This window comes from Streptomyces sp. NPDC005799, assembly GCF_040630525.1.
In the GTDB taxonomy this organism is placed as follows: Bacteria; Actinomycetota; Actinomycetes; order Streptomycetales; family Streptomycetaceae; genus Streptomyces; species Streptomyces griseorubiginosus_B.
Genome location: NZ_JBEXXQ010000021.1, coordinates 17,458 through 42,314 on the forward strand (window position 1 = coordinate 17,458; position 24,857 = coordinate 42,314).

The 24,857-nt window shown below is 71.1% G+C and carries 26 protein-coding genes and 2 pseudogenes; 17 read left to right on the plus strand and 11 right to left on the minus strand.

The features are described from left to right. Positions 1-273: 273 nt before the first annotated feature. The 4 genes from ABZ453_RS21435 to ABZ453_RS21450 all read right to left on the minus strand — a co-directional run bounded on the left by ABZ453_RS21435 (position 274) and on the right by ABZ453_RS21450 (position 3,275). On the minus strand, positions 274-1,638 hold the full coding sequence (locus ABZ453_RS21435; RefSeq protein ID WP_359016584.1) for a diacylglycerol kinase family protein: 1,365 nt from the start codon (positions 1,636-1,638) through the stop codon (positions 274-276). A gap of 15 nt (positions 1,639-1,653) precedes the next feature. Further along, complete coding sequence (locus ABZ453_RS21440; protein ID WP_359016586.1) at positions 1,654-2,076, minus strand: hypothetical protein; 423 nt, start codon at positions 2,074-2,076, stop codon at positions 1,654-1,656. After that, positions 2,073-2,507, minus strand: coding sequence for an SHOCT domain-containing protein (locus ABZ453_RS21445; RefSeq protein ID WP_359016588.1), 435 nt, complete (start codon positions 2,505-2,507; stop codon positions 2,073-2,075). Before ABZ453_RS21445 ends, ABZ453_RS21440 begins: the two co-directional genes overlap by 4 nt. A gap of 105 nt (positions 2,508-2,612) precedes the next feature. Further along, the gene (locus ABZ453_RS21450; protein ID WP_359016589.1) at positions 2,613-3,275 is read right to left on the minus strand and encodes an HdeD family acid-resistance protein; all 663 of its coding nucleotides are present in this window, start codon (positions 3,273-3,275) and stop codon (positions 2,613-2,615) included. A gap of 198 nt (positions 3,276-3,473) precedes the next feature. On the opposite strand from ABZ453_RS21450, the gene ABZ453_RS21455 reads away from it, so the two are divergent. Next, a complete protein-coding gene (locus ABZ453_RS21455) occupies positions 3,474-4,880 on the plus strand; it encodes a DUF2252 domain-containing protein (RefSeq protein ID WP_359016591.1) in 1,407 nt (468 codons plus the stop codon). An 11-nt stretch (positions 4,881-4,891) separates the two neighbouring features. On the opposite strand, the gene ABZ453_RS21460 is transcribed toward ABZ453_RS21455, so the two are convergent. Together ABZ453_RS21460 and ABZ453_RS21465 are read right to left on the minus strand one after the other, a co-directional pair. Continuing rightward, complete coding sequence (locus ABZ453_RS21460) at positions 4,892-5,089, minus strand: hypothetical protein (RefSeq protein WP_359016593.1); 198 nt, start codon at positions 5,087-5,089, stop codon at positions 4,892-4,894. Between the two features lie 136 nt (positions 5,090-5,225). Then, positions 5,226-7,895 (minus strand): LuxR C-terminal-related transcriptional regulator, encoded by a 2,670-nt coding sequence (locus tag ABZ453_RS21465; RefSeq protein ID WP_359016595.1) that lies wholly within the window; start codon positions 7,893-7,895, stop codon positions 5,226-5,228. A 254-nt stretch (positions 7,896-8,149) separates the two neighbouring features. Here ABZ453_RS21465 and ABZ453_RS21470 point away from each other — a divergent pair, with 254 nt between their 5' ends. The 3 genes and pseudogenes from ABZ453_RS21470 to ABZ453_RS21480 all read left to right on the plus strand — a co-directional run. Then, positions 8,150-8,227 (plus strand): putative leader peptide, encoded by a 78-nt coding sequence (locus ABZ453_RS21470; protein WP_359016820.1) that lies wholly within the window; start codon positions 8,150-8,152, stop codon positions 8,225-8,227. Positions 8,228-8,398: 171 nt separating this feature from the next. After that, a complete protein-coding gene (ssuE, locus tag ABZ453_RS21475) occupies positions 8,399-8,953 on the plus strand; it encodes an NADPH-dependent FMN reductase (protein WP_356763992.1) in 555 nt (184 codons plus the stop codon). Positions 8,954-9,001: 48 nt separating this feature from the next. Beyond that, positions 9,002-9,174 (plus strand): annotated as a pseudogene (locus tag ABZ453_RS21480) (alkanesulfonate monooxygenase); the annotation flags it as partial. A 105-nt stretch (positions 9,175-9,279) separates the two neighbouring features. On the opposite strand, the gene ABZ453_RS21485 reads toward ABZ453_RS21480, so the two are convergent. Both ABZ453_RS21485 and ABZ453_RS21490 read right to left on the minus strand, forming a co-directional pair. Continuing rightward, positions 9,280-10,197, minus strand: a complete 918-nt coding sequence (locus ABZ453_RS21485; protein WP_359016598.1) for a class I SAM-dependent methyltransferase — start codon at positions 10,195-10,197, stop codon at positions 9,280-9,282. A gap of 63 nt (positions 10,198-10,260) precedes the next feature. Then, on the minus strand, positions 10,261-11,334 hold the full coding sequence (locus tag ABZ453_RS21490; protein ID WP_359016600.1) for an acyl-CoA dehydrogenase family protein: 1,074 nt from the start codon (positions 11,332-11,334) through the stop codon (positions 10,261-10,263). A gap of 97 nt (positions 11,335-11,431) precedes the next feature. Here ABZ453_RS21490 and ABZ453_RS21495 point away from each other — a divergent pair, with 97 nt between their 5' ends. From ABZ453_RS21495 to ABZ453_RS21520, 6 genes and pseudogenes are all read left to right on the plus strand, one after another. Further along, a complete protein-coding gene (locus ABZ453_RS21495; RefSeq protein WP_359016602.1) occupies positions 11,432-11,788 on the plus strand; it encodes a YciI family protein in 357 nt (118 codons plus the stop codon). Beyond that, complete coding sequence (locus ABZ453_RS21500) at positions 11,788-12,984, plus strand: sigma-70 family RNA polymerase sigma factor (RefSeq protein ID WP_359016604.1); 1,197 nt, start codon at positions 11,788-11,790, stop codon at positions 12,982-12,984. The genes ABZ453_RS21495 and ABZ453_RS21500 overlap by 1 nt, the downstream gene beginning before the upstream one ends. 33 nt (positions 12,985-13,017) lie before the next feature. Further along, positions 13,018-13,301 (plus strand): annotated as a pseudogene (locus ABZ453_RS21505) (aldehyde dehydrogenase family protein); the annotation flags it as partial. Between the two features lie 51 nt (positions 13,302-13,352). Beyond that, positions 13,353-13,715 (plus strand): metalloregulator ArsR/SmtB family transcription factor, encoded by a 363-nt coding sequence (locus tag ABZ453_RS21510; RefSeq protein WP_359016606.1) that lies wholly within the window; start codon positions 13,353-13,355, stop codon positions 13,713-13,715. Then, positions 13,712-14,359, plus strand: a complete 648-nt coding sequence (locus ABZ453_RS21515) for an SRPBCC family protein (protein WP_359016608.1) — start codon at positions 13,712-13,714, stop codon at positions 14,357-14,359. The genes ABZ453_RS21510 and ABZ453_RS21515 overlap by 4 nt, the downstream gene beginning before the upstream one ends. A gap of 186 nt (positions 14,360-14,545) precedes the next feature. Continuing rightward, a complete protein-coding gene (locus tag ABZ453_RS21520; RefSeq protein WP_359016822.1) occupies positions 14,546-15,835 on the plus strand; it encodes a chloride channel protein in 1,290 nt (429 codons plus the stop codon). Positions 15,836-15,860: 25 nt separating this feature from the next. Here ABZ453_RS21520 and ABZ453_RS21525 read toward each other — a convergent pair whose 3' ends face one another. After that, positions 15,861-16,799, minus strand: coding sequence for a YhjD/YihY/BrkB family envelope integrity protein (locus ABZ453_RS21525; protein ID WP_359016610.1), 939 nt, complete (start codon positions 16,797-16,799; stop codon positions 15,861-15,863). Positions 16,800-17,027: 228 nt separating this feature from the next. Between ABZ453_RS21525 and ABZ453_RS21530 the strand changes: the two genes are divergently transcribed. Beyond that, positions 17,028-17,699 (plus strand): GAP family protein, encoded by a 672-nt coding sequence (locus ABZ453_RS21530; protein WP_359016613.1) that lies wholly within the window; start codon positions 17,028-17,030, stop codon positions 17,697-17,699. On the opposite strand, the gene ABZ453_RS21535 is transcribed toward ABZ453_RS21530, so the two are convergent. Continuing rightward, a complete protein-coding gene (locus ABZ453_RS21535) occupies positions 17,680-18,978 on the minus strand; it encodes a hypothetical protein (protein ID WP_359016614.1) in 1,299 nt (432 codons plus the stop codon). The two genes, ABZ453_RS21530 and ABZ453_RS21535, sit on opposite strands and share 20 nt — an antisense overlap. Positions 18,979-19,118: 140 nt before the next feature. Here ABZ453_RS21535 and ABZ453_RS21540 point away from each other — a divergent pair, with 140 nt between their 5' ends. The 6 genes from ABZ453_RS21540 to ABZ453_RS21565 all read left to right on the plus strand — a co-directional run bounded on the left by ABZ453_RS21540 (position 19,119) and on the right by ABZ453_RS21565 (position 24,348). Further along, a complete protein-coding gene (locus ABZ453_RS21540; protein ID WP_359016616.1) occupies positions 19,119-19,559 on the plus strand; it encodes a DUF6325 family protein in 441 nt (146 codons plus the stop codon). 121 nt (positions 19,560-19,680) lie between these two features. Beyond that, on the plus strand, positions 19,681-19,986 hold the full coding sequence (locus tag ABZ453_RS21545) for an SHOCT domain-containing protein (RefSeq protein ID WP_359016617.1): 306 nt from the start codon (positions 19,681-19,683) through the stop codon (positions 19,984-19,986). Positions 19,987-20,392: 406 nt separating this feature from the next. Beyond that, positions 20,393-21,757, plus strand: a complete 1,365-nt coding sequence (locus tag ABZ453_RS21550; protein ID WP_359016619.1) for a phospholipase — start codon at positions 20,393-20,395, stop codon at positions 21,755-21,757. A 40-nt stretch (positions 21,758-21,797) separates the two neighbouring features. Beyond that, positions 21,798-22,703: an aldo/keto reductase gene (locus tag ABZ453_RS21555; RefSeq protein WP_359016621.1), complete on the plus strand. Its 906-nt coding sequence runs from the start codon at positions 21,798-21,800 to the stop codon at positions 22,701-22,703. 139 nt (positions 22,704-22,842) lie between these two features. Continuing rightward, positions 22,843-23,235, plus strand: coding sequence for a VOC family protein (locus ABZ453_RS21560; protein ID WP_359016623.1), 393 nt, complete (start codon positions 22,843-22,845; stop codon positions 23,233-23,235). 42 nt (positions 23,236-23,277) lie between these two features. Continuing rightward, positions 23,278-24,348, plus strand: a complete 1,071-nt coding sequence (locus ABZ453_RS21565) for an adenosine deaminase (protein WP_359016625.1) — start codon at positions 23,278-23,280, stop codon at positions 24,346-24,348. On the opposite strand, the gene ABZ453_RS21570 is transcribed toward ABZ453_RS21565, so the two are convergent. Beyond that, positions 24,330-24,845: a DUF664 domain-containing protein gene (locus tag ABZ453_RS21570; RefSeq protein ID WP_359016627.1), complete on the minus strand. Its 516-nt coding sequence runs from the start codon at positions 24,843-24,845 to the stop codon at positions 24,330-24,332. The genes ABZ453_RS21565 and ABZ453_RS21570 overlap by 19 nt on opposite strands. Positions 24,846-24,857 lie beyond the last annotated feature (12 nt).

Genomic DNA, 24,857 nt, shown 5'->3' on the forward strand with positions numbered 1-24,857 from the left:
TGTCTGTGGCACGACTCTCTGCGTTGTCGGGGGTTTTGGCCCGGGTGGACGTCGAACGGGGGTACCGCTCGGGCCGGTTCGGTTCAGGTGGCGGGCGTGCCCCGTCGGCGGTGCGGGGCGAGGCGGCTCGACCTGAGCGTTGCCGCGCGGTGTCGGTCCGTGGGGGTCACGGGGCGACGTCACGGGCTGGTGTCTGTGGCACGACTCTCTGCGTTGTCGGGGGTTTTGGCCCGGGTGGACGTCGAACGGGGGTACCGCTCGGGCCGGTTCGGTTCAGGTGGCGGGTGCGCTCCGTCGGTGGTGCGGGGCGAGGCGGCCCAGCCCGAGCCTTGCCACCTGTGGCCAGTCCGCGGGGCCGCCGGACGCCGGCACCCCCGGCCGGTGACGCGGCACGACCACCCGCAGTGCCGCGGGGGCGGACCGGCACACCACCGGTGCCGGCAGCGTGACGTACTCCCCGTCGATGCCGACCGCCACGGCGTCCGAGTCCGCCTCCACCACGACTTCCTCGGCGTTCAGCCGCACGACCGACCCGGACCGCGGACCGCGCACCAGACGGGCCGCCTGAGCGGTGTTGCCGACGCGGACGCACAGCACGCCGAGCCGTCCCGAGTCCAGCCGTTCCCGGCGTCCCGGGTGGGCCGAGTCGACCGCGCGCCGGTAGGGGTTGTTGCTGACCAGGAGCGCCTGCAGGCCCTCCGCCTCGGAGCCCCCGGCCCGCATGCGCAGCGCGGGCGCGTCCTTGCCGGTGAGGAGTTCGGGGAGGGTCTGCAGGGCGGTGTGCACTTTGGCGTCCCGGTAGGCGGGGTCGGCGACCACGGACGCGTAGCTCCCGAAGGACGCGTTGTTGACGAACACCCGGTCGGCGGCGAACCCGAGGTCGACGCGGAGCTCCACGCCGTCGGTGAGTGCCTCCAGGCTCGCGGCGGGATCCTCCCGGTCCAGACCGAGGTCGAGGGCGAAGTGGTTGCGGGTGCCGGCGGGGATCACGGCGAACGGCACGTCGTGATGCGCCGCCACCTCGGCCACCAGCGCCTGGGTGCCGTCACCGCCCGCAACGGCCAGCAGATCGGCCCCCTCGGCCACGGCCCGGCGCGCCAGGTCCACGACGTCCTGCCCCGCCTCGAGCAGCACCACCCGGGCGCCCGCCGCCCGCGCCTTCTCGGCGAGATGGAACCGGTCCACCTTGCCCCCGCCGGAGCGCGGGTTCATCAGGATCCAGGGGCGGTGCGGGGTCTCGGCCGTCTTGGGCTGCCGGGTGGTGTGTGAGGGTGCCAGCGCGGTGTGCGCCGCGGCGACGGCCAGGGCCCACAGGGCCAGCGACAGACAGGCGGGACCCAGCATGCCGGAGGACGCGTACAGGGCGAGCACGGCCAGGGGCGCGGTCACCGACAGCACCACCCCGAGGACACGCAGCACACCGGTGTGGGCCAGCGTCCACCACACGCCGACGGCGGCGAGCGCCAGGCCGGCGAGGCCGACCAGCGCCCACAGCACACTGCGCAGACCGGCGACGATCAGCGGCACGAGCACGCTGCCCAGCAGGGCGAGCAGCGCGACCCGTGCCCTGAGGACACTGCCCGAGGGCGGATCCGCCGCAGGGCTCGTGCTCGCGCCCGAGTCGCGGTGCCGACCCATGTCCTCACCCGTCCGTCACATCGCGGAGGTGTCGTCCCGCTGGACCACGCACAGGGCCCAGATGATGAACCCCGACATCGCGATCATCACGACCGACCACACCGGGTAGTACGGCAGCGAGAGGAAGTTGGCGATGATGACGAGGGCCGCGACGCCCACGCCGGCGACACGGGCCCAGGTGGACGTCACGAACAGTCCCATGCTGACGATCACGGCGACCACACCGAGGGCGAGGTGGACCCAGCCCCAGCCGGTGAGGTCGAACTGGAAGACGTAGTTACGGGTGGTGACGAAGACGTCGTCCTCGGCGATCGCCATGATCCCCCGGAAGATGGCGAGGAGGCCGGCGATCGTCAGCATGACGGCGGCGAAGGCCGTCAGGCCGGCGGCCCAGTTCTGCTTCGTCGAGGGAGCGTGTGCGGTGTGCGTGGCGGTCATCCTGAGTACCTCGTTCCACTGAGCACCAGGTCCTTGGCCCTGGCGTACTCCTGGTCGGTGATGTCGCCGCGGGCGCGGATCTCAGACAGCCTGGCGAGTTCGTCCACGCTGCTGGACCCGGCGCCGTTTCCGGCGGTCCTGCGGATGTAGGAGTCGAACTCCCGTTGCTGCGCCTGTGCCTGTGCCACCTCACGGCGGCCCATGCTCTTGCCGCGGGCGATCACGTAGACGAACACCCCGAGGAAGGGCAGGAGGATGACGAGCGCCAGCCAGCCGGCCTTCGCCCAGCCGCCCATGTCGTCGTCGCGGAAGATGTCGACGACGATCCGGAAGAGCAGGACGAACCACATGATCCACAGGAAGAACACCAGCATGGACCAGAAGACGCTCAGCAGCGGATAGTCGTACGCGAGGTACGTCGGCGTGCTCATGGCTCTCCTCCGTCCCGGGCGGCCGCACGGCCGCCTTTCTCTGCCTTCTCAGCGTGCCCACGGCAAGTAGCGGACGGCCTCACCCGGTGCGGGTGAACGGGGGCGTCAGGTCGCCGCCGAGGGGCCCGCGCCGCCCCTGACACCCGACCTGCGCAGAGCCGCCCGCCAGGCGAGGGCGAGCACCAGCTCCATCAGGCCCAGCAGGACGAGCCACAGGCCCAGCAGCCGGGTCAGCGCGCGGGCCGACTCGGTCGGCAGGGCGAGGACCACGACCCCGGCGAGGATGCCGAGCACCGCGGCGCCCAGGACGAAGCCGCGGTGCGGCAGGTCCTCGGCGGTGATCGCCGTGTAGAGGGTGAGGATCCCGGACACGAGCCAGAGGATCCCGACGACCAGCGAGAGCGCGGTCACGGTCTGCAGCGGGTTGCGCAGGCACAGCACTCCGGCCAGCACGTACAGCACGGCGACGAGCAGTCCGGCGATGCGTTCGCCGATTCCCTGTCCGGCGAACAGCGCCACGAATCGGAACGCCCCGTTCACCAGCAGGTACAGGCCGACGAGGACGGCCAGGACGTGCAGGGTCTCGTCCGGCCAGACCAGCACCAGCAGGCCCGGTATCAGCGTCGCGACCGCGGACCCCAGGATCCAGGTCCAGGAGCGGCCCAGCTGCTCCAGGGCCCGCTCGGTGCCGTCCGCCTGATCGCGGACCGCCCCGTCGGGACTGAACTGCGGTCCGGTACGCGGTGCCGTACCACGCGGAACGGTCATGGCTCCTCCTCGCGTGGGTGGGGCGGGTCGGCACCGGACCGCCGACGGGGCGGTGTGCGGGGACCTCAGGGCAAGCGTCCTCCGCTCCACCGGCGGCCGGGTCACCCGTTCCGGGTGATCCGGGCGGAGTCGCCGCGCGGGTGGGCTGGAGTCCGCGACGCCGCGTGGCGGAACGAGCGATCTCAGGGAGGCCGGGCCATGACCGTACCCAATTTCAGCGCAGCCCTGTCGACCGCCGAGCGGGCCGCGATCGGCCGGCACGCCCGGGTCCGTGCGTCCCGTTCGTGCCACGGGTGGTTCGAGGCCGGCCCCGACCGGTTCGATCCCGTCGAGATGATGGAACGTCAGTCGGCTTCCTGGGCGCCGGAGTTGGTGCGGGTCCGTCACGGCCGCATGCTTCAGTCGCCGTTGTGCTTCTACCGCGGCGCGGCGGCGGTCATGGCCGCGGACCTCGGGCCCACCCCCAATACGGGTCTGGGAGTGCAGCTGTGCGGTGACGCGCACCCGCTGAACTTCCGGCTGTTCGTCTCACCGGAACGCCATCTGGTCTTCGACATCGACGACTTCGACGAGACCTTCCCCGGACCATTCGAGTGGGACGTCAAACGTCTCACCGCCGGCTTGGTGATCGCGGGCCGGGAGAACGGCTTCTCCCCCAGTCAGCAGAACCGGGTCGTACGCTCCTGCGTGCGGGCCTACCGGGAGCGGGTGCGCGACTTCGCCCGCATGCGCACCCTCGACGTCTGGTATGCCCAGGACGACGTGGACCGGCTGCGCAGGCTGCTCGCCTCCTCGACGGACAAGGACGCCAGGCGCCAGGCCGCCCGGGCCGTCGTGCCCGCCCGCTCCCGCACGCACCTGCAGGCGTTCGAGAAGCTCACCCGCACCACGGTCGAGGGCCGTCGCATCACTCCGGACCCACCGCTGATCACTCCGCTGAGGGACCTGGTGTCCGTTTCGTCGGGTGACGAGGAGGAGAAGATGCTGCGGCTCGTGGTGGAGGGATACGCCCGCTCCCTGCCTCCCGAGCGCAGGCACCTGTTGCGCCGCTACCACCTGGTCGACATCGCCCGGAAGATGGTGGGCGTCGGCAGCGTCGGCACCCGCTGCTGGATGCTGCTCCTGCTGGGCGGGAACGACGACGATCCCCTGCTGCTGCAGGCCAAGGAGGCGCAGGAGTCGGTGCTGGCCTCTCAGATGGGCGGCGACCGCTACGACAACCAGGGCCGCCGGGTCGTCAACGGGCAGCGGCTGATCCAGGCGACGAGCGACATCCTCCTGGGCTGGACGCACGCGGTGGGTCTGGACGGCAAGGGCCGGGACTTCCATGTGCGACAGCTGCACGACTGGAAGGGTGTCGCCAGGCCGGAGACCATGGACGCGGATCTGCTGAACGTCTTCGCCCAGCTGTGCGGCGCCAGTCTGGCACGGGCCCACGCCCGGTCCGGCGACCCCGTCGCCATCGCCGCGTACCTCGGCGGCAGCGACCGCTTCGACCGGGCGATCGCCGAGTTCGCCCAGTCCTACGCCGACCGGAACGAGCGGGACTTCGAGGCGCTGCGGGCCGCGGCACGCTCCGGCCGGATCATCGCGTCGGAGCTGTGAGCCGTCCTCGCTCACTCGGGCGTCTGCCGCATCTCCAGGACGCGCAGGCCCAGCGACTGGCAGCGGGCCAGCAGCCCGAACAGCTGGGCCTCGTCGACGACGGAACCGAACAGGACCGTCTGGCCCGACATGAGGACGTGGTCCAGCTCCGGAAAGGCCTTGGCCAGCGTCTCCGACATGTTTCCCTCGACCCGGATCTCGTAGCGCATGGGCTTTGCTCCCGCGAGCGACCTGGTGCGGCGGTCTGCGCCCCGTACTGAGATCGTCCGGCCGTTCGGCCCACCCGGCCTCACCCTGCACAGGTGAACCGTCGTCCCGGTCGTCGGTCGTCCGAGGAAGGCACGGTCACAGCAGTCCCATCTCCCGGCCACGGCGTACCGCGACGCTGCGGCGGTTGACCGCCAGCTTGCGGTACAGGCTCTTGAGGTGGGTCTTGACCGTGTTCACCGAGACATACAGGTCCGCGGCGATCTCCTGGGTCGACATCATCTGGGCCAGTCGCTGAAGGACTTCGAGTTCCCGTGTGGTGAGCTCCTCCACGACGATCGGCAGGGGGAGCGGCGCAGACCCGGCCGCCCCCATGTGCGTCGAGGTACCGGGTGTGAGCCACCCCGCCGCCAGCTCGTTCAGCGGAGACGTGACCAGGAGCGGGCGGATCCACCGCCCGGCGTCCAGGAAGGGGCGCCGCAACTGCTCGCGCCGGGCGTCGAGGAGGGCCTGTGCGACGAGTCGGTGGGCGGCGTCGACGTCCCCCGCGGCATCCGCGGCCTGGGCTCTGACCAGAGTCGCCCGGACGGTCACCGCCGGGCCGGGCCGGCCGGCCGCGGGGACGGAGTCGAGCAGGTCGACGGCCGCCTCCTCGTTGCCCACGGCCAGCTGGATACGAGCGGCTTCCACGGCGCACGACGGCTGGTCGTCGCAGAGCTGCCGCAGCACGTCGGCGGCCTGCTCGGGCCGGCCTTCGGCCAGGTAGGCGGCCGAGGTCACCAGCATCTCGTGGCTGTTCGCCCACGGCGAGGCCACGGCGGCGGCGACGTCCGGATCCGCCGCCTCTACGGCGGCCGGGGCATTGCCCTGGGCGAGCTGGAGCCGGGCCGTCACGATGGCCCGTCCGGCGGCCGTCACCGGGTCGTGCGGCGCGACGGAGAGCTCGGCGGCCTCCTCGAGGAGAGCCCTGGCCCGGCCCAGCTCGTTGCGGTCGATGGCCACGGCGGCCAGAACCACCTGTCCGATCCCGGAGCCGGACGGCGGGGAGAGGCGGCCGTAGCGCTCCGTCTCGCTCACCGCCTCCAGGGCCTTGTGCTCGGCTCGGGCCGGCCAGCCGTTGAGATAGTCGATCAGCGCCAGGTGGCCCATCGACTCCTCTCGTGCCAGCACGGTGGAGGCCTTGCCGGGAGAGGCCACCACCTGGGACAGCGCGGCTCGGGCGTCCTCGAACCGCCCCGCCCACAGACGTGCCGAACCGAGATGGGTCAGCAGCAGGGCGGGTAGTTCGGGATGCTTGTCCAAGAGGTGCGGGGGAAGCTCCGGCCGCGCTTCCTCGGCCGTCTCGGCGGCCCGCTCCGCCAGCTCGGGTGATCCGGTCAGCCGGGCAGCGAGCGCCTCCAGGAGTGCGCAGCTCAGCTGCACGGCCGCAGGATCGCCGGCGTCGGTGGCCGGGTGGGCCTGAGCGTCGCGCAGATGGGCGAGACCGTGCTGGAAGTCGCTCCGGGACAGGTCACGGGCGGCCCGTACGAGGTCGGAGGCGGGGCTGGTGGTCTCGGGCCCCATGCCGGAGAAGAGCCCCGCCAGGTCGTCGGAGCCCAGGCCCGTGAAGAACTGTCCGATGGCCAGGTCGTCGACGAGGGCGCCGGCGGTGAAGTCCCAGGCGCCGGCGGCGGCACCGTGAGCGAGGGTCTCGGGAAGCGACCCCGCCCGGCGCAGCCACCGCGCGGCGCGCAGGTGGAGCTCGGATTCCAGACCGGGACGGTGCACACGCAGATAGGTGCGCAGTATCTCCCCGAACAGCGGGTGCAGACGGAACCAGGAGTGCCCGAGCTGCTCCACGAACGCGTTGTCCCGGTGCAGGTCGGTCAGGATGCGCTCGGCGTCGTCGCGGCCGGTCAGCGAGTTCACCAGATCGGGACAGAAGCGCTCCAGGACGCTGACGCGCAGCAGCAGGTCCTGCGTCTGTTCCGGCTGCCGTTTGAGCACCTCGCCGAGCAGGTAGTCGGCGATGGTGCTGCGGTCCGCCTCGAACTCCTTGAGGTAGGCCGCGGGGTCAGGGCTCTCGCGCGCGGCCAGGGCGCACAGGCGCAGCCCGGCGGCCCAGCCGCGCGTGCGGTCCACGAGGGCCCGGGCGGCGGCGACCGAAAGGGTCAGGCCATGCAGATCCAGCAGCGAGACGGCCTCTTGAGGGGTGAAGGCCAGCTCGGCGTCCCGGATCTCCGTCAGTTCGCCCGCCGCCCGGTACCGGTGCAGCGAGAGCATGGGTTCGGTGCGGGTGACGAGGATCAGATGCAGCCCCTGCCCGGCATGCCGGAGGACGAACTCCAGCTGGTCCGCGATCTCCGGTGCGGTCACGCGCTCGTACTCGTCCAGTACGACGGTCAGGGCCGGACCGGCCGCGTCCAGATTCTCGGCGATCGCGAACAGCACCCGTTGATCCACGCGGTCCGCGTCGGTGGGACCTGCGACCTCCTCGGGCAGGGCCCTGCCGCCGGCGCGCACGGCCTCGAGGAAGTACGCCCAGAACATGCCCGGCCGTTTGCCCTCCGCCTCGACGGTGAGCCAGGCGACCGGCTGCTCCAGGCCGGCCGCCCAGTCCGCGACCAGGAGTGTCTTGCCGGCACCGGCCGGACCGTTGACCATGGTCAGCGGCGTGTCGAGGGCATGGTCCAGATGCTGGTTGAGCCGGTGCCGGGCCAGGAAGGTGCCGGGTCTGGCGGGCAGGGCGAAACGTGTACGCAGGAAGGGGTCCCCGAGCGGGTCGACGTACTGTCCGGTCGGAACCGGCTGGTCCTTGGTAGCAGCCACGGCGCTCACCGCCAGTGTGAGTCAGGTCATGGGCAGCGCTCCCCATCGCTCAGCATCCCATTGTCCTCACACATGCGCCTGGCACACCCGGCCCAATGACCTCATCGCTGGGTCGAACGGCCCAACGAAAGGCCCACGGGGCCTACGACGTGGGCGTACGGAAACCCACACAGGGCTCCGGGTCCGCGATACGAGATCACTCCGGCTTTCCTTGACGCTTCTCGCCACCGGCTGCCACGATCGTCGACATGAAGATGCGACTGGACCTCACGCGGCGACGCCACGTCGACCTCGCACGCGTCTCCAGCGCCTCCTGTTGCTTCGCGGCCTGATCAATTTCTGGATCCGCCGCGTTTTCCGTCTTCCCACGTTTGAATTCACCGCACTCGCGGCTGCGCTGAAAAGGCGCCCTTCTCGAATTCGGCGTGCCCGGAAACATTCGGCCTCCGCTCCCAAGCGTGCACATCCCGGCGCCACCCCCGCGCATCCCCGAAAGAGGACCCATGGCCACCGTCCTGTCCGTCTCCGGCAGCCCCTCCGCCTCCTCCCGCACCAACCGACTGCTGCGCCACCTGGACCAGCGGCTGACCGCCCAGGGCCACGAGGTGATCCCGCTCGACGTGCGCACCGTGCCGGCCGAGGCCCTGCTGGGCGCGGACTTCCGGCACCCCGCCATCGTCGAGGCGACCGAGTTGTTCGAGCGGGCCGACGGGGTCGTCGTCGGCACCCCCGTCTACAAGGCGTCGTACTCCGGCGTGCTCAAGGCGCTCCTCGACCTGCTCCCGCAGTACGCGCTGGCCGGCAAGACCGTGCTGCCGCTGGCCACCGGCGGCTCCACCGCCCATGTCCTGGCCATCGACTACGCGCTCCGGCCGGTCCTGTCCTCCATGGGTGCCGCACACATCGTGCAGGGCTGGTTCACCCTCGACAAGGACATCACCGTGCACGAGGACGGCTCACTCACGGTCGCGCCTCCCGCGACCGAGGCGCTCACCCAGGTGGTCGACCAGTTCTCGACGGCCCTGGGCAGCCCCCGCGTGCTGGCCGCGGCGAGCTGAGCCCCGCTATCGGCCGCCGTGCCCCCACGCACCCTGATCGGAGATCGCGTGTCCCTCACCCTCCACTGGTTCCCGCCCACCAACGGCGACAGCCGCCATGTGGTCGGCGGCGGCCACGGCACGCCGGCGACCGCCTCCGGCCGCCGACGGTCGCCTGTCTGAGTCAAATCGCCCGTGCGGCCGAGGACTTGGGCTTCGTCGGCGCGCTCACGCCGACCGGTCGGCTTCGCTCGAGCGGGGGGACCCCCATCGAGGGCGCTCCGGCGCCTTGCGATGCACGGCACCAGACCACGCGACCTGATCGGACGCTCATCGTGAAAGGACCCCTACCGGGAGCGGTTGGCCAGTGCCCGGCGCACCGTCCGGGTGAGGATCGGGGGCATCAGGTCCACGCCTATGCGGCGGGCGCGGGAGCGCGGGCGCCGGGGAGCGGGCACCGAGGGCGGGGCGGGGGCCGTCGGCGGCTGCGGCTCGGGCGGTGTGTAGTGCCGGGAGTGCGGGAAGGGCGGTGCCTGCATGCCCTTGTTGGCGCGGGTGCGCACCAGCCGGTGCCCGGCGGCGTCCTGCACGCTCAGACCGATGTCCGTCCGCTCCTCCAGCATCGCCAGCAGCTCCTCCTGCACCGGCTCGGGATCGCCCCATGTGCCGTACAGCTTCTGGGTGCTGAGGCAGATTGGGCGCAGCCCGCGGTTGAGCACGGCCTCCCAGGTGGCGACCGAGACGCCGGGGGTGTGCTCGGAGCGGAAGTCGTCGAGGACGACGATGCCCTCGGGCAGCAGCAGGTCGCGGGCGGCCCCGATGTCGTCGCGCACGTGCTCGTACAGGTGGGAGGCGTCGATGTGGACGAAGCGGCAGGTGCCCGGTTTCACCTCGGCCGAGATCACGGAGGACGGGGCCTCCAGCACCCGGGGCAGGGTGTCGTGGAAGGAGAGGTAGTTGCGCTCGAAGGCCTGCCGGGTGAGGGAGGAGTACGACTTCGCCGTCTCGGCCTGGTTGGCGCCGTCCGGTGCCTCACCGCCGAACAGGTCGCAGACCGTGAACTCCTCGTCGTCCTGCCGGTGTTGGCCGAGCAGGATCGCGCTCTTGCCCATGTACACGCCGAGTTCCACCAGATCGCCCCGGAAGCCGCCCTTTTCCTGCCGCTCCAGGAACCAGGTGAACAGGAGCTGGTCCAGCGGAGGGAACCAGCCGGGGACGTCTTTGAGCTCGGCGGGGTTCTTGTCGATTGACTGTGCGATCGCCATGGAACGAGTCTGCTCATCCGGCGCCGGAGAAAGTGGCCGCCGACTGAATGTCCAGTGAACAGCTCAGTCGGCCCACGGCGCGGCCAGAGCGTCGAGATGGGCCCGGCGCACCTCGGCCGTCTGGCCCTGCACGAGGAGGAACATCCCCTCACGGGCGAGGCGTTGGGCGGTCCCGGCCAGATCCATGGCGCGCCCGCCGCCCGCCACGATCGCCGCTGTCGTCGCCGCGCGCATCAGGTCGTACGACCGTGTCTTGAGTGCCAGGCGTTCCTCGACGCGTTCGTGCGGGACCGGGTGTTCGGCCAGGGCGTACACCTGTCGTCGCACCTCGTCGATGCGCCCGCGCAGGGGGCGTGCCGTCTCCGCTTCCCCGGCCTCCTCCAGTACCCGCAGCGCGGCGTACGCCACGCCGAAGACGGCGGGGGAGGCGTTGGTGTTGCGCGGCCGGTCCACCAGGGCGAACTTCTCCTGCGGGGTGCGCAGTACGACCGACTCCTCGGGCAGCCACAGCCCGTCCAGCTCCAGGGAGACGGTACGGGCGGCGGTGAGCGCCGCCAGCCGCATGGGCGGTGACGGGCGCAGCCCGGGCTGCTCACGCGCCTCGGTGAAGGCGAACACCACCTCGTCCGTGCCGGTCACCCCGGCGAGCAGCATCACGTCGTTCAGGCCCCAGCCCGTGTACCAGGGCACGGTCCCCTCGAAGCGCCAGCCGCCGCGCTCGGCGCTCGCGCGGACCGGGACGTGAGGAAAGGCACGCACGTGCGCGAAGGCGATGCCCGCCAGCAGTTCCCCGGTGGCCAGTGGCCGCAACAGCCGCTCCCTGACCGGCAGTTCGCACTGTGCCAGCAGTTTCACCGGTGTGTGGTGCTGGGTCTGGACGAACCAGGTCGAGCAGCAGGCCCCGGCGAGGATCTCCATGATCTCCCGCGCCACCGCGTCGGGAGCCCCCGCGCCGCCGTACTGCCGCGGCGCGCTCACGCCCAGCAGGCCCGAGCGCTTGATCGCCTCGATGTGCCCCGCCGGCACGCCCTCCTGGTCGACCCGCGCCGCCTGCGGAGCGAGGAGGGAGCCGGCGAGGCTCCGGGCGGTGGTGACGAGCGGGTGGGGTGCGGTGGCCGGGTGCGGTGCCGTGGTCATGGAAGAGATTCTCCCGATCTCGTCGTGCGCGGTGTCGATCCGGGGGAGGGGCGTTCGTGTAGGAGGTGGAGAAGGACACGACCCCGAGGAGGACCTCATGCAGTACTACCTGCTCAGCGTGATCACCCCGGCCGACGGCACGCCGCCCGGTCCCGAGGCGATGGCGGAGATCCGCCGCAACCTCGACACCTTCCACACGGAGCTGCGCGAGGCCGGCGCCTGGGTGTTCGCCGGCGGGCTGCACGGCCCCGAGACGGCGACCGTGCTGCGCCCCGAGGACGGCGAGGTGCTGATCACCGACGGGCCGTACGCCGAGGGCAAGGAGTACCTGGGCGGCATCTGTCTCATCAAGGCGCCCGACCTGGACGCTGCCCTGGAGTGGGGCAGGAAGGCGACCCGCGCCACCACTCTGCCCATCGAGGTGCGGCCGTTCCTGCACCAGGCCGACGACTGATGCCACAGCCCGTCGACGTCGAGGCCGTCTTCCGCGCCGAGTACGGGCGCGCGGTCTCCGTCCTGGTCCGCTTCCTCGGCGACATCGACCTCGCCGAGGAAGCGGTGCAGGACGCGTTCGCCACGGCGCTCGGCAAATGGCCGGAGACCGGTGTGCCGCCGAGTCCGGCCGGATGGATCATCACCACCGCCCGCAACCGCGCGCTCGACCGGCTGCGTCGGGAGGGGAAACGCGACGCACGGCACGCCGAGGCCGCTCTGCTGCACACCCCCGACGCACCGGCCGAGGAGGGCCCCGTGCGCGACGACCGGCTCCGTCTGATCTTCACCTGCTGCCATCCCGCGCTCGCCCCCCAGGCCCGGGTCGCCCTCACCCTGCGCCTGCTCGGCGGCCTGACCACACCCCAGATCGCCCGCGCCTTCCTGGTGCCCGAGCCGACCATGGCCCAGCGGATCGTCCGCGCCAAGGCCAAGATCCGCGACGCGCGGATCCCCTACCGCGTGCCCCGGGACGCCGACCTCCCGGACCGGCTGCAGGGCGTCCTGGCCGTCGTCTACCTGATCTTCAACCAGGGGTACGAGGGCACGCCCGAACTGACGTCGGAGGCGCTGCGCCTCGGCCGGCTGCTCGTCGACCTGATGCCGGACGAGCCGGAGGCCGTCGGCCTGCTCGCGCTGATGCTCCTCGCCGACTCCCGCCGGGACGCCCGCCGGGACGACCACGGCGAGCTGGTGCCGCTGCCCGAACAGGACCGCGCCCGCTGGAACCGGGAGCTGATCGCCGAGGGACAGTTGCTCGTGCGACGCTGTCTGCGCCGCGACCGGCCCGGCCCGTACCAGATCCAGGCCGCCATCCAGGCCGTCCACAGCGACGCGGCGACCGCGGAGGACACCGACTGGGGGCAGATCCTCACGCTCTACGACCAGCTGACGGCCTTCACCCCGAGCCCGGTCGTGGCGCTGAACCGGGCGGTCGCGGTGGCCGAGACCGAGGGCCCGAGCCCGGCGCTGGAACTGGTCGACGCCCTGGACCTCGACGCGTACCACGTCTTCCACGCGGTCCGCGCCGACCTGCTGCGCCGGCTGGGCCGCGACACCGAGGCGGTGCGGGCGTACGAGGCGGCCGCCGAGCGGGCCGAGAGTCCGGCGCAGCGTGCCTTCCTGGAACGGCGTCGGCGGGAACTCCTGCGGACGTGACCGGAGGAGACGGGATGTGACCGGAGGGCGACCGTCCTGCCCATGATCACCGTGTCCGACCTCGACAAGGCGATCGACTTCATCGACGACCGCGACAAGCCCCTCGTGCCGTACGTGTTCTCCGAGTCCGAGGAGACCCGCGCCCGGATCGCCGCCGAGACCTCCACCGGCGGCCTCGGCCTGCCGCTCGCCCATCTCGCCGTCTCGGACCTGCCCTTCGGCGGAGTGGTGGAGAGCGGCATGGGCAGCTACCGCGGCCGCTGCTCCATCGAGACCTTCAGTCCCGCAAGGCGGTGCTGAGCAAGCCGCCGTGCTGAAACCGGATATCAATTGCTGCTTATATAAGCGATCGCTGATACATTGACCGTATGCACGCCTTCGATGTGCTCGGCGATCCGGTGCGCCGACGGATCCTGGAACTGCTGGCCGACGGCGAGATGACCTCCGGAGCGGTGTGCGAGGTCATAGGGGAGGAGTTCGGGATCTCGCAGCCCGGCGTGTCGCAGCACCTGAAGGTGCTGCGGGACAACGGGTTCGCGACCGTGCGCCCCGAAGGAGCCCGACGGCTCTACGCGGTCAACACCGAGCCGCTGCAGGACATAGACGCCTGGCTCGACCGCTTCCGCCGCTTCTGGACCCCGCACCTGGACGCCCTCGCCACCGAACTGGCCCGCGGCAAGCGCGCGCGCCGGCTCGGTGGCGCCGACGAGACCCCGAGGAGCACCTCATGACCGACGTGACCCACGACATCAACGACGTACACCGGCAGGTCGGCCGGCGTGCCTTCCGGGAGGGGGAGGCCCGCGTGGTGACCGTGGCCCGGTCCTACGACGCCCCACTGGAGGATGTGTGGGACGCCTGTACGAACGCCGAGCGCATCCCGCGCTGGCTGCTGCCGGTGTCGGGGGAGCTGCGCCTCGGCGGCCGCTACCAGCTCGAGGGCAACGCCGGTGGCGTGATCGAGCGGTGCGACCCGCCACGCGGCCTTACGGCGACCTGGGAGTACGGCGGAGAGGTCAGCTGGATCGAACTGCGTCTGACACCGGAGGGCGGCGGCACGCGCTTCGAACTCGACCACATCGCCGACGTCGACGACACCAAGTGGGCGGAGTTCGGCCCCGGTGCGGTGGGCGTCGGCTGGGACCTGATGGTCCGGGGTCTGTCCCTGCATCTGGGCAGCGACGGCGCTCCCGTCGACCCGAAGAGGTTCATGAGCTGGATGGGCTCGGACGAGGGCCGTCGGTTCATGACGGACAGCAGCGAGGCCTGGTACGCGGCGAACCTCGCGGGCGGAGAGGACGAGAAGACGGCGCGCGCGGCGGCGGACCGCACCATCGCCGCCTATACCGGAGCCGGTGAGCCCGAAGAAGGCTAGGACGGGCTAGGACCTGTGGCCCGGGCTGTCCCCCGCGGGTATGTTCGTCCCGATATGTTCCGATAGTTGGAGCGGCCACCGCGTGTGGCGCCGAAATCGGGAGGACCCATCGCCGGGACGACGTCGGAGGGCCGCTCGGAGGCGGCGGAGCGCAGCCAGCCTCCGGAGGCCGATCTGCTGAGGACCATGCTGGGCCGGCCGGAGTACCGCAAGGCCCTGGTGTTCTGCGGGCTGATCGGCGTTCCGGTGGCCCTGATCGCGTTCTGGTTCCTCGTGGCCCTGCGCCAGCTGGAAGACCTGCTCTGGACGACCTGGCCCAAGGACCTGGGCTGGAAGCAGGCTCCCTGGTGGTGGGCGCTTCCGCTGCTGACGGTGGCCGGTCTCGTCGTCGGCCTGGTGGTCGCCCGGTTGCCGGGTCGGGGCGGACACCTCCCCGCCGGAGGTCTGCACGCCGGAGGCGTCTCCAGCAAGGCGCTGCCGGGTGTCCTGATCGCCGCACTGGTCGGGCTTCCGCTCGGCGTCGTGCTGGGACCCGAGGCCCCGCTGATCGCGATGGGCGGCGGATTCGCACTGCTCTTCGCGGGCCTGGTCCGAGCTCCGCAGACCCAGGCGAGTACGGCGCTGCTGGGCGCGGCGGGGGCGGCGGCCGCCATCTCCGCGCTCTTCGGGAACCCGATCGTGGGCGCGGTGCTGCTGATGGAGGTCGCCGGGGTGGGCGGGCCGCAACTGTTCGCGGTGATGCTGCCGGCCCTGCTGGCCAGCGGCGTGGGAGACCTGATCTTCACCGGATTCGTCCACTGGACCGGCCTCCAGACGGGAAGCCTGAACATCGGCCTGCCCAAGCCGCCGCCACTCGACTGGGGTGACGTGCTGTGGGTGCTGGTGCTGGCCCCCGCCCTCGCGTTCCTCGTCCACTCGATCTTCGTGGGCGGGCGGTTCGCGGCCCGTTTCGTGGCGAGGCGGACGGTGCGGAACACGACCATCTGCGCGCTCGGCGCCGGGGTCTGCATCACCCTCTACGCGCTCGCCACGGGACGCTCACCGGCCGAGGCGGCCCTGTCCGGGGAGGACACGCTGGCCCGGCTGGCCCAGGACCCGCATGCCTGGCCGGTGGGCGCGCTCATCGCCGTACTGGCCTTCAAGGGCCTGGCGTACGCGCTGTGCCTGGGCAGCCTGCGCGGTGGCCCTGTGTTTCCCGCCCTGTTCCTGGGCGGTGCGGCCGGGGTGCTGCTGGCACCGCTGCCCGGACTGGGGGTGGTCCCGGCGATGGCGGTCGGGATGGCGGCTTCGGTGACCGCGGCCCTGCGGCTGCCGGTGAGCTGCGTCGTCCTGGTCGTGCTGCTGCTGGGCAATGTCGAGACGGTGGCCCTCGTCGTGCTGGCCGCCGTCGTGTCGTTCGTGGTCGTCCAGCTGCTGCCGCAGGGCCCGAGCCTTCCGGTGGCCGGCGAGGAACCGGCCGATCAGCCGGCTCACTGACGCGCCTTCTCCCCGGAACGGTCCTCTACATGTCGTCGGGCGGCGCGTCCGGCAGCACGGGCGTGCCCAGACGGCGGGCCGCCCAGGGCTCGCGGGCGATGACAGCGCCGGCAGTGATGCACAGGGTCGCGACCACGCAGAGCGTGATGAGCCAGGACAGCAGGGTGAAGACGGCGCCCAGCGAGCCGTACTTGTCCAGGCTGTGGTTGAGGGCCCTGGGCACGTACAGGGGCGCGGCGGAGGTGAGGACGGTCAGGGCCGCTCCGGTCAGCAGCGCGCCCGGCAGCAACGGCCGCCAGGGCACGCGCGCCACCAGCAGCAGATGCTGCGTCCACCACCAGATGGCGACCTCCGCGATCAGCAGCAGGGGCACGCCGAGCCACAGGCCGAGGCCGAAGCCGTCGCGCAGGCTCCCCTGCAGTCCGAACATCAGCAGCCAGGCCGCGAGCCAGACGACCCAGCGCCAGGCGGCCACCCGTGCACCCGCCTTGGGCAGGCTCCAGGCGCGCTGGCACATCCGTTGCATGGCACGGCTGCACGCGGTGGCCGAGACGAGCACCATCAGCCCGCCGATCACACCGGTGGTCTGCCGAAGCTCGTCGGACGGGGCACCGGTGCCCTGGACGGCCTTGCTGAGTTCGGCGTTCGCACTTCCGGACAGTCCGAAGGCGTCGTGCAGGGAGTTGACGAGCTGGTCGCGCAGGGCCGGCGGGGCGATGGACGCCACCACGAACAGCAGCGGGACGGCCGTGAGGAACGTCTGGGCCGCCAGCCGGGTCGCCGAGTCGAGCACGTTCACCGAGATCAGATGCGACAGCAGATGTGTGATCACCGGGAAGCGGGTCTCGGCCCGGGTCCGCAGTCCCACCAGCCGGGCCCGCGTCGAGGCGAGGCGTTTCCGGCGCGATGCCCGGCGCGACGGGCGGTCCGGGCTGTTTCCTCCGGTCCCTGTCCCTGACTGCATGCTGCCAGGGTGCCCTCACTGGGGCCGCTTGGCCCAGGCAGGCGCACCCCGCAGGGCCGAACGGGTCAGCAAAACGGCATGAACAGCGGCGACCGAGAAGCATGGCCACGCGATCGGGTGAGCCGCCCCACCGTTGACGAATGGTGAGCCGCGCGCCCAGCGGTGAGACTGAGGCCATGGGCGAAAGCCGTTCCGTGTCCGGGCGGGCAGGATCGCGCGGGGGCCGCGATGGTGCTTGACCTGGTGTTCATCGGCCTCGCGATCGCCGTGTTCCCCCTGTCGGTGACCGCGTTCGTCCTGGTGCTGTCGGCTGATCGCGGAATCCTGAAGGGCCTGGTCTTCATCCTGGCCTGGCTCGCGTGTTTCGTGGCTGTCCTGACCGTCGTCCTGCTCACCACCGGCGGCAAACCGCCGGCTCCGAGGTCCCCGCCCTCCACCGCCGCCTCCGCCGTCAAGCTCGCCATCGGCGTGGGGCTCCTCGGGTACGGCTGGTACCGGCACCGGTCGCGGCACGGCGACCATGATCGGCGCCGGCACCGGCACAAGTCGTCCGGCGGCGGATTGATGGCGCGGCTCGACCGGCTGTCCCTGTGGGGCGCGGCGGGGATGGCTCCGCTCCTCCAGCCCTGGGGGCTCGTGGCGGCCGGCGCCGCGACGGTGGTCGGCGCCGACCTGTCCCACACCTCCTCGTACCTGGCCCTGTTCGGCTACTGCCTGCTCGCCACGAGCAGTCTGCTGGCGATGGAGGTGTACACGACGTTCGCCCCGGACTCGGCCAGGGTGCGCCTCGGGAAGCTGCGCACCTGGATCGAGACCCACCAGGAACAGGCGCTCGTGGCCGTGGCACTGGTGGCCGGGCTGTTCCTGGTGAGCAGAAGCATCAGTCAGCTGACGTCCTGACGTCCAGGAACTCGCGGATGGCGAAGGCGGCCAGCACGATCACGGCGGTCCAGATCACCACCGCCGTGGTCGGATAGCTCCAGGTGAACAGGACGATCGCGGCCACCGCGAGGATCGCCGCTCCGATCCACTTCTTGAAGCGGTGCACGAACCGGCCCACCGGGCCCAGTCGCAGCCCGGCCGAGACGGACGCGTCCCGCCCCGCGCCGATGCTCCTGCTGAAGAAGTGCCGGGTGAAGACGGCGGGGCGGGACGGGCCGACGAAGAACGCGCCGATGGCCGTGACCAGGGCCAGCGCCCCGACCGCCCGCACGCTGGAGCGCAGGAACCGCACCAGCGCGTCGTACACGGCGCCCGCGGCGGCCGAGTTGGTGCCCGGCGGCAGATGGTCCAGGTACACCGCGCGGAAGACACTGAGCGTGACACCGAGCAGCACCATCGCGAGGAAGAACCCGATCGCGGCCCCGATCAGCGCCCGCCGGCGATGGGTTGCCACGAACACGCCCGCGGCGGCGACGAGGACCGCGATGATCGGCATCCAGTCGCCGATGATCTGCAGCACTCGCAGATACGTCTTCACCTTGCCGATGTCCTTGCCCTGGACCACCACGAAGTCCGTGTGGACCGACGGGATGTTTGCCGCGACCCCCAGACCCGAGGAGACGAGGCGCTGCTTCACCTGGTCCACGATCGGCCCCACGTCGATGGCGACCGCGTTGTCCTTCAACTGGACGACACTGTCGCTGTTGCCCGTGAGCGCCTTGTCCACGGCGCTGTGGGCCCGGCGGTTGGCGTTCTTCCAGGCCGTCTCGAAGGCGGAGCTGGAGACCACGCGCTGCACGGTGGTGCTCACCAGTGTCTTCAGGCCGTTGGTGATCGGTGCGTCCAGTTTGCCGATCAGGGTCGCGACCTTCGGCGGCACGCCCTTCTGTGCCGCCGCGTCTTCCAGCTGCTTGACGAGCGCGTCCACGTCGACCCGCTCCAGAACGGCGTTGGTGACCCGGTCGGTCACCGCCTTCTGCACGTCGGGGTTGGACGCGAGGGGTGCCACGGTGGCGACGTAGCGATCGGTGTCCCGGATGATGCTGTTCGCCCAGACCGCGACCACCGCGAGCAGGGCCAGCAGGGACGCCAGAATGATCAGCAGGGTCGAACCGAGCGCCCGCAGCCGGTGCTTCGGCTCGCGCCGGGTGCTCTCCAGTTCACTGACCCGGCGCCGCAGTTCCTCCAGCTCACCGTCGTTCGGGCGGTCCGGCTGGGGCGTGTCGCTGCTCGTCATGCCTCCGAGGAGATCCCGGGAGAGGTCACCGGGCGAGCCGGGAGGGCCCGGAGGAGTGACGCTTGCACGAGGTGCGCCGGTCCATGTCCGGTGATGCAATGGCAACCAGGGGGAGTCCAGGCCTGCCAGAGGTGACCACCATGAGCGAGTTCGACGACATGGGACCCATCGACTACGTGGTCGTGGAGTTCCCCGGCAACCGCATGACGGGCGAGGCCTTCCCGCTGCTGGTGGATCTGGTGGACCGCGGCATCATCCGCATCCTGGACCTGAGGTTCATCAGGAAGGACGAGGACGGATCGGTGACCGCCCTGGAGATCGCCGACCTCACCGGCGACGGTCAACTCGACCTCGCCGTTTTCGAAGGGGCCAGCTCGGACCTGCTGGGGCAGGACGACCTGGAAGAGGCGGCCGCGGCGGTGGAGCCGGGCAACTCGGCCGGTCTGCTCGTCTACGAGAACCTGTGGGCGGCGCCCTTCGCGAGCGCCCTGCGGCGCGGCGGCGCCCAGCTCGTCGCCTCCGGACGCCTGAACGTGCAGGCCGTCCTCGCCGCCCTCGAGGCCGCCGAGGCCGCGTCCTGAGGTGAGAAGCGCGGGATCATGGAACGCGCACGTCATACGCCATGCCGAGATGCCGCCCGATGAGGGTGATGGTGCAATGGACATGGTGTCTTCCATCGACTTCGGGTAAGAGGCGATTGCCATGCCAGGTCTACTTCGCGGAGTTGCGCGTACCGCCGTGGTCGCGGGCACGGCGACCGCGGTCTCCAATCGGGTGTCACGCCGCCAGCAGGGCCGCTGGGCGGAGCAGGCCCAACAGCAGTCCGCCTACCAGGAGCCACAGGGGCCCCAGCAGGGCTACCAGGCGCCTCCGCCTCCGCCCGCCACCTCCACTGCCGACGACATGACGAACAAGATCGACCAGCTCAAGCAGCTCGGCGACCTGAAGGCCCAAGGCGTTCTGACCGAAGCCGAGTTCGAGGAACAGAAGCGCAGGCTGCTCGCCTGACGGCCCATCACCGCCCCACGAACCCCGGTGTGTTCGCACCGGGGTTCGTCGCGTGCGTGCCCCTTTCCGGACGGGAACCGGGGTTGACTGGTCTACACCCTTGACTGGTACAGACCAAGGGAGTTGAGTGTGGCTCCACAACCCCCCACCGCGGCCGTGCCCCTCACCGGGTACGGCCGTGTTCCGCGAAGGAGCCGATCGTGTCCGGGCCTCGTATCGCTGCCGGCTTCGTGGTCGGCAAGGCGCAGTGCAACCAGCCGTTCCCGAACCGGAGTTCCTCCTGAATGCCACAACTGCGCGCACTGGCGTGTCACCCGGCGGCAACCTCTCCTGCTGACGGCGGCCCCTGCCTCATGGTGTCATGCACCTGATCACCCGATGCTCACCTCGGACGAAGGGCACCACCATGCGCACCCCCCACGCCCTGCTCGCCACGGCCGCGGCGCTCGCCGCCACGGTCGTGGCACCTCCGGCCCACGCGGCAGCCGCCGTTCCGGCACCCGGCCTCTACTACGTCCAGAGCGCCACGACCGGGCTGAACGCCGCCGACAACGCCGGAGCCGTCGAACAGCACAGACCCAAGGGCAACGAGGACCACCAGCAGTGGAGACTGACGGCGAGTGGATCGTCGTACCTCCTGGAGAGCACCGACGCCGCCGGCAGCTGTCTCGGCCGCTCCGGTGACCAGGCCAGAACCCTCACCTGCACGAGCCCGGACGCGGCGTGGGAGATCGTCCCCTCCGGCAGCGAACAGTTCACGCTCAAGGCACCTGGTACGGACCGCTACTTGACGGTCGCGGGCAAGCCCTCCGGGGCCAACTACCCCGCCCAGCTGGCCGTCGGAGCCTCCGGCGACCTGTCCGGCTGGTACCTCACCCCCGTCACCACGCCGACCGCGCCGATGCCGCCCCAGGACCAACGTACCCTGGACCAGGTCACGTTCCTCACCGCCCACAACGCCTACGCCAACGGCGTCGACGGCGGTTTCGCGCCGCCGTTCGTCAACTTCTTCCCCAACCAGGCGCGTGGCATCAACCAGCAACTCGCCGACGGCGTACGGGGGTTCATGCTGGACATCCACCAGACCCCGGACGGTGCGATCCTCTGCCACGACAGCTGCACCCTGGTCAGCAGGCCCGTCGCCCTCTGGGTCGACCTCCAGCGCATGGTCGACTTCCTCAAGGCCCATCCCGACCAGGTCGTCACCGTCTTCCTCGAGGACTACGTCGATCCGGGCGTCCTGCGGTCCGAACTCGCCCGCGTCAGCGGCCTGTACGACGTCCTGTACCGTCCCGACCGCACCGGGGTCCGGCAGCACGGCTGGCCCCGACTGGCCGACCTGATCGCCGCGAACCAACGGCTGCTGATCTTCACCGATCACAGCCGCTCCTCCGACGAGTCGGCCGGCCTCACCCGGGACAGCTTCGGCGTGATGTACCAGCGTGAGTGGACCGTCGAGAACTACTGGTCCATGGGCTCCGGCGTCGGCTCCTCCGACTGGTCCTGCTACAGCCGCTGGTACGACGCGAACACCAACGTCCCGCTCACCCGCACGGAGAGCGGCTTCCGTCCCCTGTTCGTCATGAACCACTTCCGGGACGCCGCGGTCGCCGGCACGGCCGGCACGGACAACACCAAACTCGCCGACCGCGCCCAGCGGTTCTGCCAGCCGGCCGCCCGCAAGAAGCCCAACTTCCTCGCTGTGGACCGCTACGACCTGGGCGACCCCGCCTCCGCCGTCGACACCCTCAACTCGTACACGTATCCGTAAAAGGATCGGCGGAGCACGGGTGCTGTGCGAGACTCCGCCGATGACCTCCGAAACGATCACCGCGGACGCCGCGGGCACCTGGAAACTCGCCGGCCTGACCGTCAGCCGCATCGGCTTCGGAGCCATGCGGCTGACGGGCAGCGCCGCCTTCCACCTCGGCACCCCCAGCGACCGGGACCGCTCGATCGCCGTGCTGCGCAGGGCGATCGAGCTCGGCGTCAACCACATCGACACCGCCGCCTTCTACTTCTCCCAGCTGCGCTCCGCCAACGAGATCATCAACGCCGCCCTGGCGCCGTACCCGGACGACCTCCTCATCGCCGTGAAGGTCGGCCCCTTCCGCGACTACCACGGCGAGTGGGGCACCTCCGCCCGGCCCGACCAGCTGCGCGGCCACGTCGAGGAGAACCTGCGCCAGCTCGGCCGCGACCACCTGGACCTGGTCTATCTGCGCCGCATGCGGCAGGAGTCCGTCGCCGAGCACTTCGGCGCCCTGGCCGAACTGCGCGAGGCGGGCCTCATCAGGCACCTGGCCCTGTCCGACGTCGAACCCCGGCACTTGGCCGAGGCGCAGGCCATCGCGCCCGTGGTGAGCGTGCAGAACCGGTACGCGCTCGACGACCCGAACCCCGACACCGACGAAGTCCTGCGCCTCTGCGGCGAGCAGGGCATCGCCTTCGTGCCGTTCTACGCCGTCGCCGGCAAGAGCGGTCCGCGCGCCGCCGCCGATCACCACGACGCCGCGGTACGCGCCGTCGCCGAGGCCCATGGCGCCAGTCCCGCTCAGGTCCGGCTCGCCTGGACCCTGCACCAGGGCCCGCACGTCCTCGCCATCCCCGGCACGAGCAACCCCGACCACCTCGTCGAGAACCTCGCCGCGGGCGCGTTGCGGTTGACGGACGAGGAACTGCGACGGCTGGGCGCCCTGCGCGGACCGAGCGACTGACCACCCGCCGTACCCGTGCCTCCCGGCCCGTCCCGCGAAGGCGGTCCGGGGTCGCCGCAGGGCCTTTCCGATACCGACTGGCGTTCCCCGAGTTTTACGTATAACCTCACCCGTCAACCGCTCACCCCGAAAGGCCCCGATGAGTCGCATCGCCCTGGTCACCCTCGTCGTCGACGACTATGACGAGGCGATCCGCTTCTACACCGAGGCCCTCGGATTCCGGCTCGTCGAGGACGCACCGCGCCCCGACGGGTCCCGGTGGGTGGTCGTCGGTCCCGGCACCGATGCCCACGGCACCGGCCTGCTGCTCGCCCGCGCCAAGGGCGAGGCGCAGCGTGACCGGGTCGGCGACCAGACCGGCGGACGGGTGGGCTTCTTCCTGCACACCGACGACTTCGCCCGCGACCACGCCCGTATGCTCGCCGCCGGCGTGACCTTCCTGGAGGAGCCGCGGCATGAGCCCTACGGCTCCGTCGCCGTCTTCCAGGACCTGTACGGAAACCGCTGGGACCTGCTCCAGCCCGCCGTGTAACCCCCGTTCTCCCAGAACCGCCTGTCGTAGAAAGCGCCCGCCATGACCGCTACGCGCGTAGACGCCGATGTGATCCGCCGCCTCCCCAAGGCCGTCCTGCACGACCACCTGGACGGTGGCCTGCGCCCCGCCACCGTGGTGGACCTCGCGGCCGCGGTCGGTCACACCCTGCCCACCACGGACCCCGACGAGCTGGCCGCCTGGTACTTCGAGGCCGCCAACTCCGGTGACCTGGTGCGTTACATAGCCACCTTCGAGCACACCCTGGCCGTCATGCAGACCCGCGAGGGCCTGCTGCGTGTCGCGGAGGAGTACGTGCTCGACCTGGCGGCCGACGGGGTCGTCTACGCGGAGGTGCGCTACGCGCCCGAGCTGAACACCCGGGGCGGGCTGGCGCTCAGCGAGGTCGTCGAGACCGTCCAGGAGGGGCTCGCGGCCGGCATGGCGAAGGCCGCTGCCGCCGGTACCCCCGTCCGGGTGGGCACCCTGCTGTGCGGCATGCGGATGTTCGACCGGGTCCGCGAGGCGGCCGACCTGGCCGTCGCGTTCCGGGACGCCGGCGTCGTCGGCTTCGACATCGCCGGCGCCGAGGACGGTTTCCCGCCTGCCGACCACCTCGACGCCTTCGAGCACCTGCGCCGCGAGAGCGTGCCCTTCACCATCCACGCCGGCGAGGCGCACGGACTGCCCAGCATCCACCAGGCCGTACAGGTGTGCGGCGCGCAGCGCATCGGCCACGGAGTGCGCCTCACCGAGGACATCGTCGACGGCAAGCTCGGCCGGCTCGCGGGCTGGGTGCGCGACCGCCGTATCGCGCTGGAGATGTGCCCGACCTCCAACCTCCAGACGGGTGCGGCCCCCTCGATCGCCGAGCACCCGATCACGGCCCTTAAGGACCTGGGCTTCCGGGTCACCCTCAACACCGACAACCGTCTGGTCTCGGGCACGACGATGACCCGGGAGATGTCCCTGCTGGTGGAGGAGGCGGGCTGGACGGTCGAGGACCTGCGCACCGTCACGGTGAACGCCGTCAAGAGCGCGTTCATCCCGTTCGACGAGCGCAAGGCCCTCATCGAGGACGTCGTCCTGCCGGGCTACGCGGCAGCGTTCTGAAGCAGCCCGCGCACATAGGCGGCCTGTCCGACGTGCTGCAGATCGTCGGACAGGACGCTGACCAGGCGGACACCCAGGGTGACGGGCGGCTCCCAGCGTTCGTCGACGACGCGGTCCAGGTCTTGCGAGGCCAGCTCACCCAGGACGGAGAGGGTCTGCTCGTGCACGGCGTCGTAATAGCCGGTCAGCAGCTCGCCGGAGTCGACCCGGACCTTGCCGACCCTCGTGGAGCTGTGCCCGTAGCCGGTGTCGTGGCGGGGCAGGTCCAGGCCGAAGCGCTTGAACCAGTCCTGGGTGAGCCAGACCTGCTCCAGCCCGAAGGCGTCGGCGACGTGGTCGTCCTGGACCCGGGTCAGATGCCAGATCAGCCAGCTGACGGAGTTGGCGTCGTGCGAGGGGCGGGCGTTGAGCTCGTCCGGGCCGAGCCCCTCGACGACGGAGTGGACTTCTTCCCGGATGCGGCTGTGGCCGTCGATGAGGATGTCCTTTGCATGCATGACTCCACCATC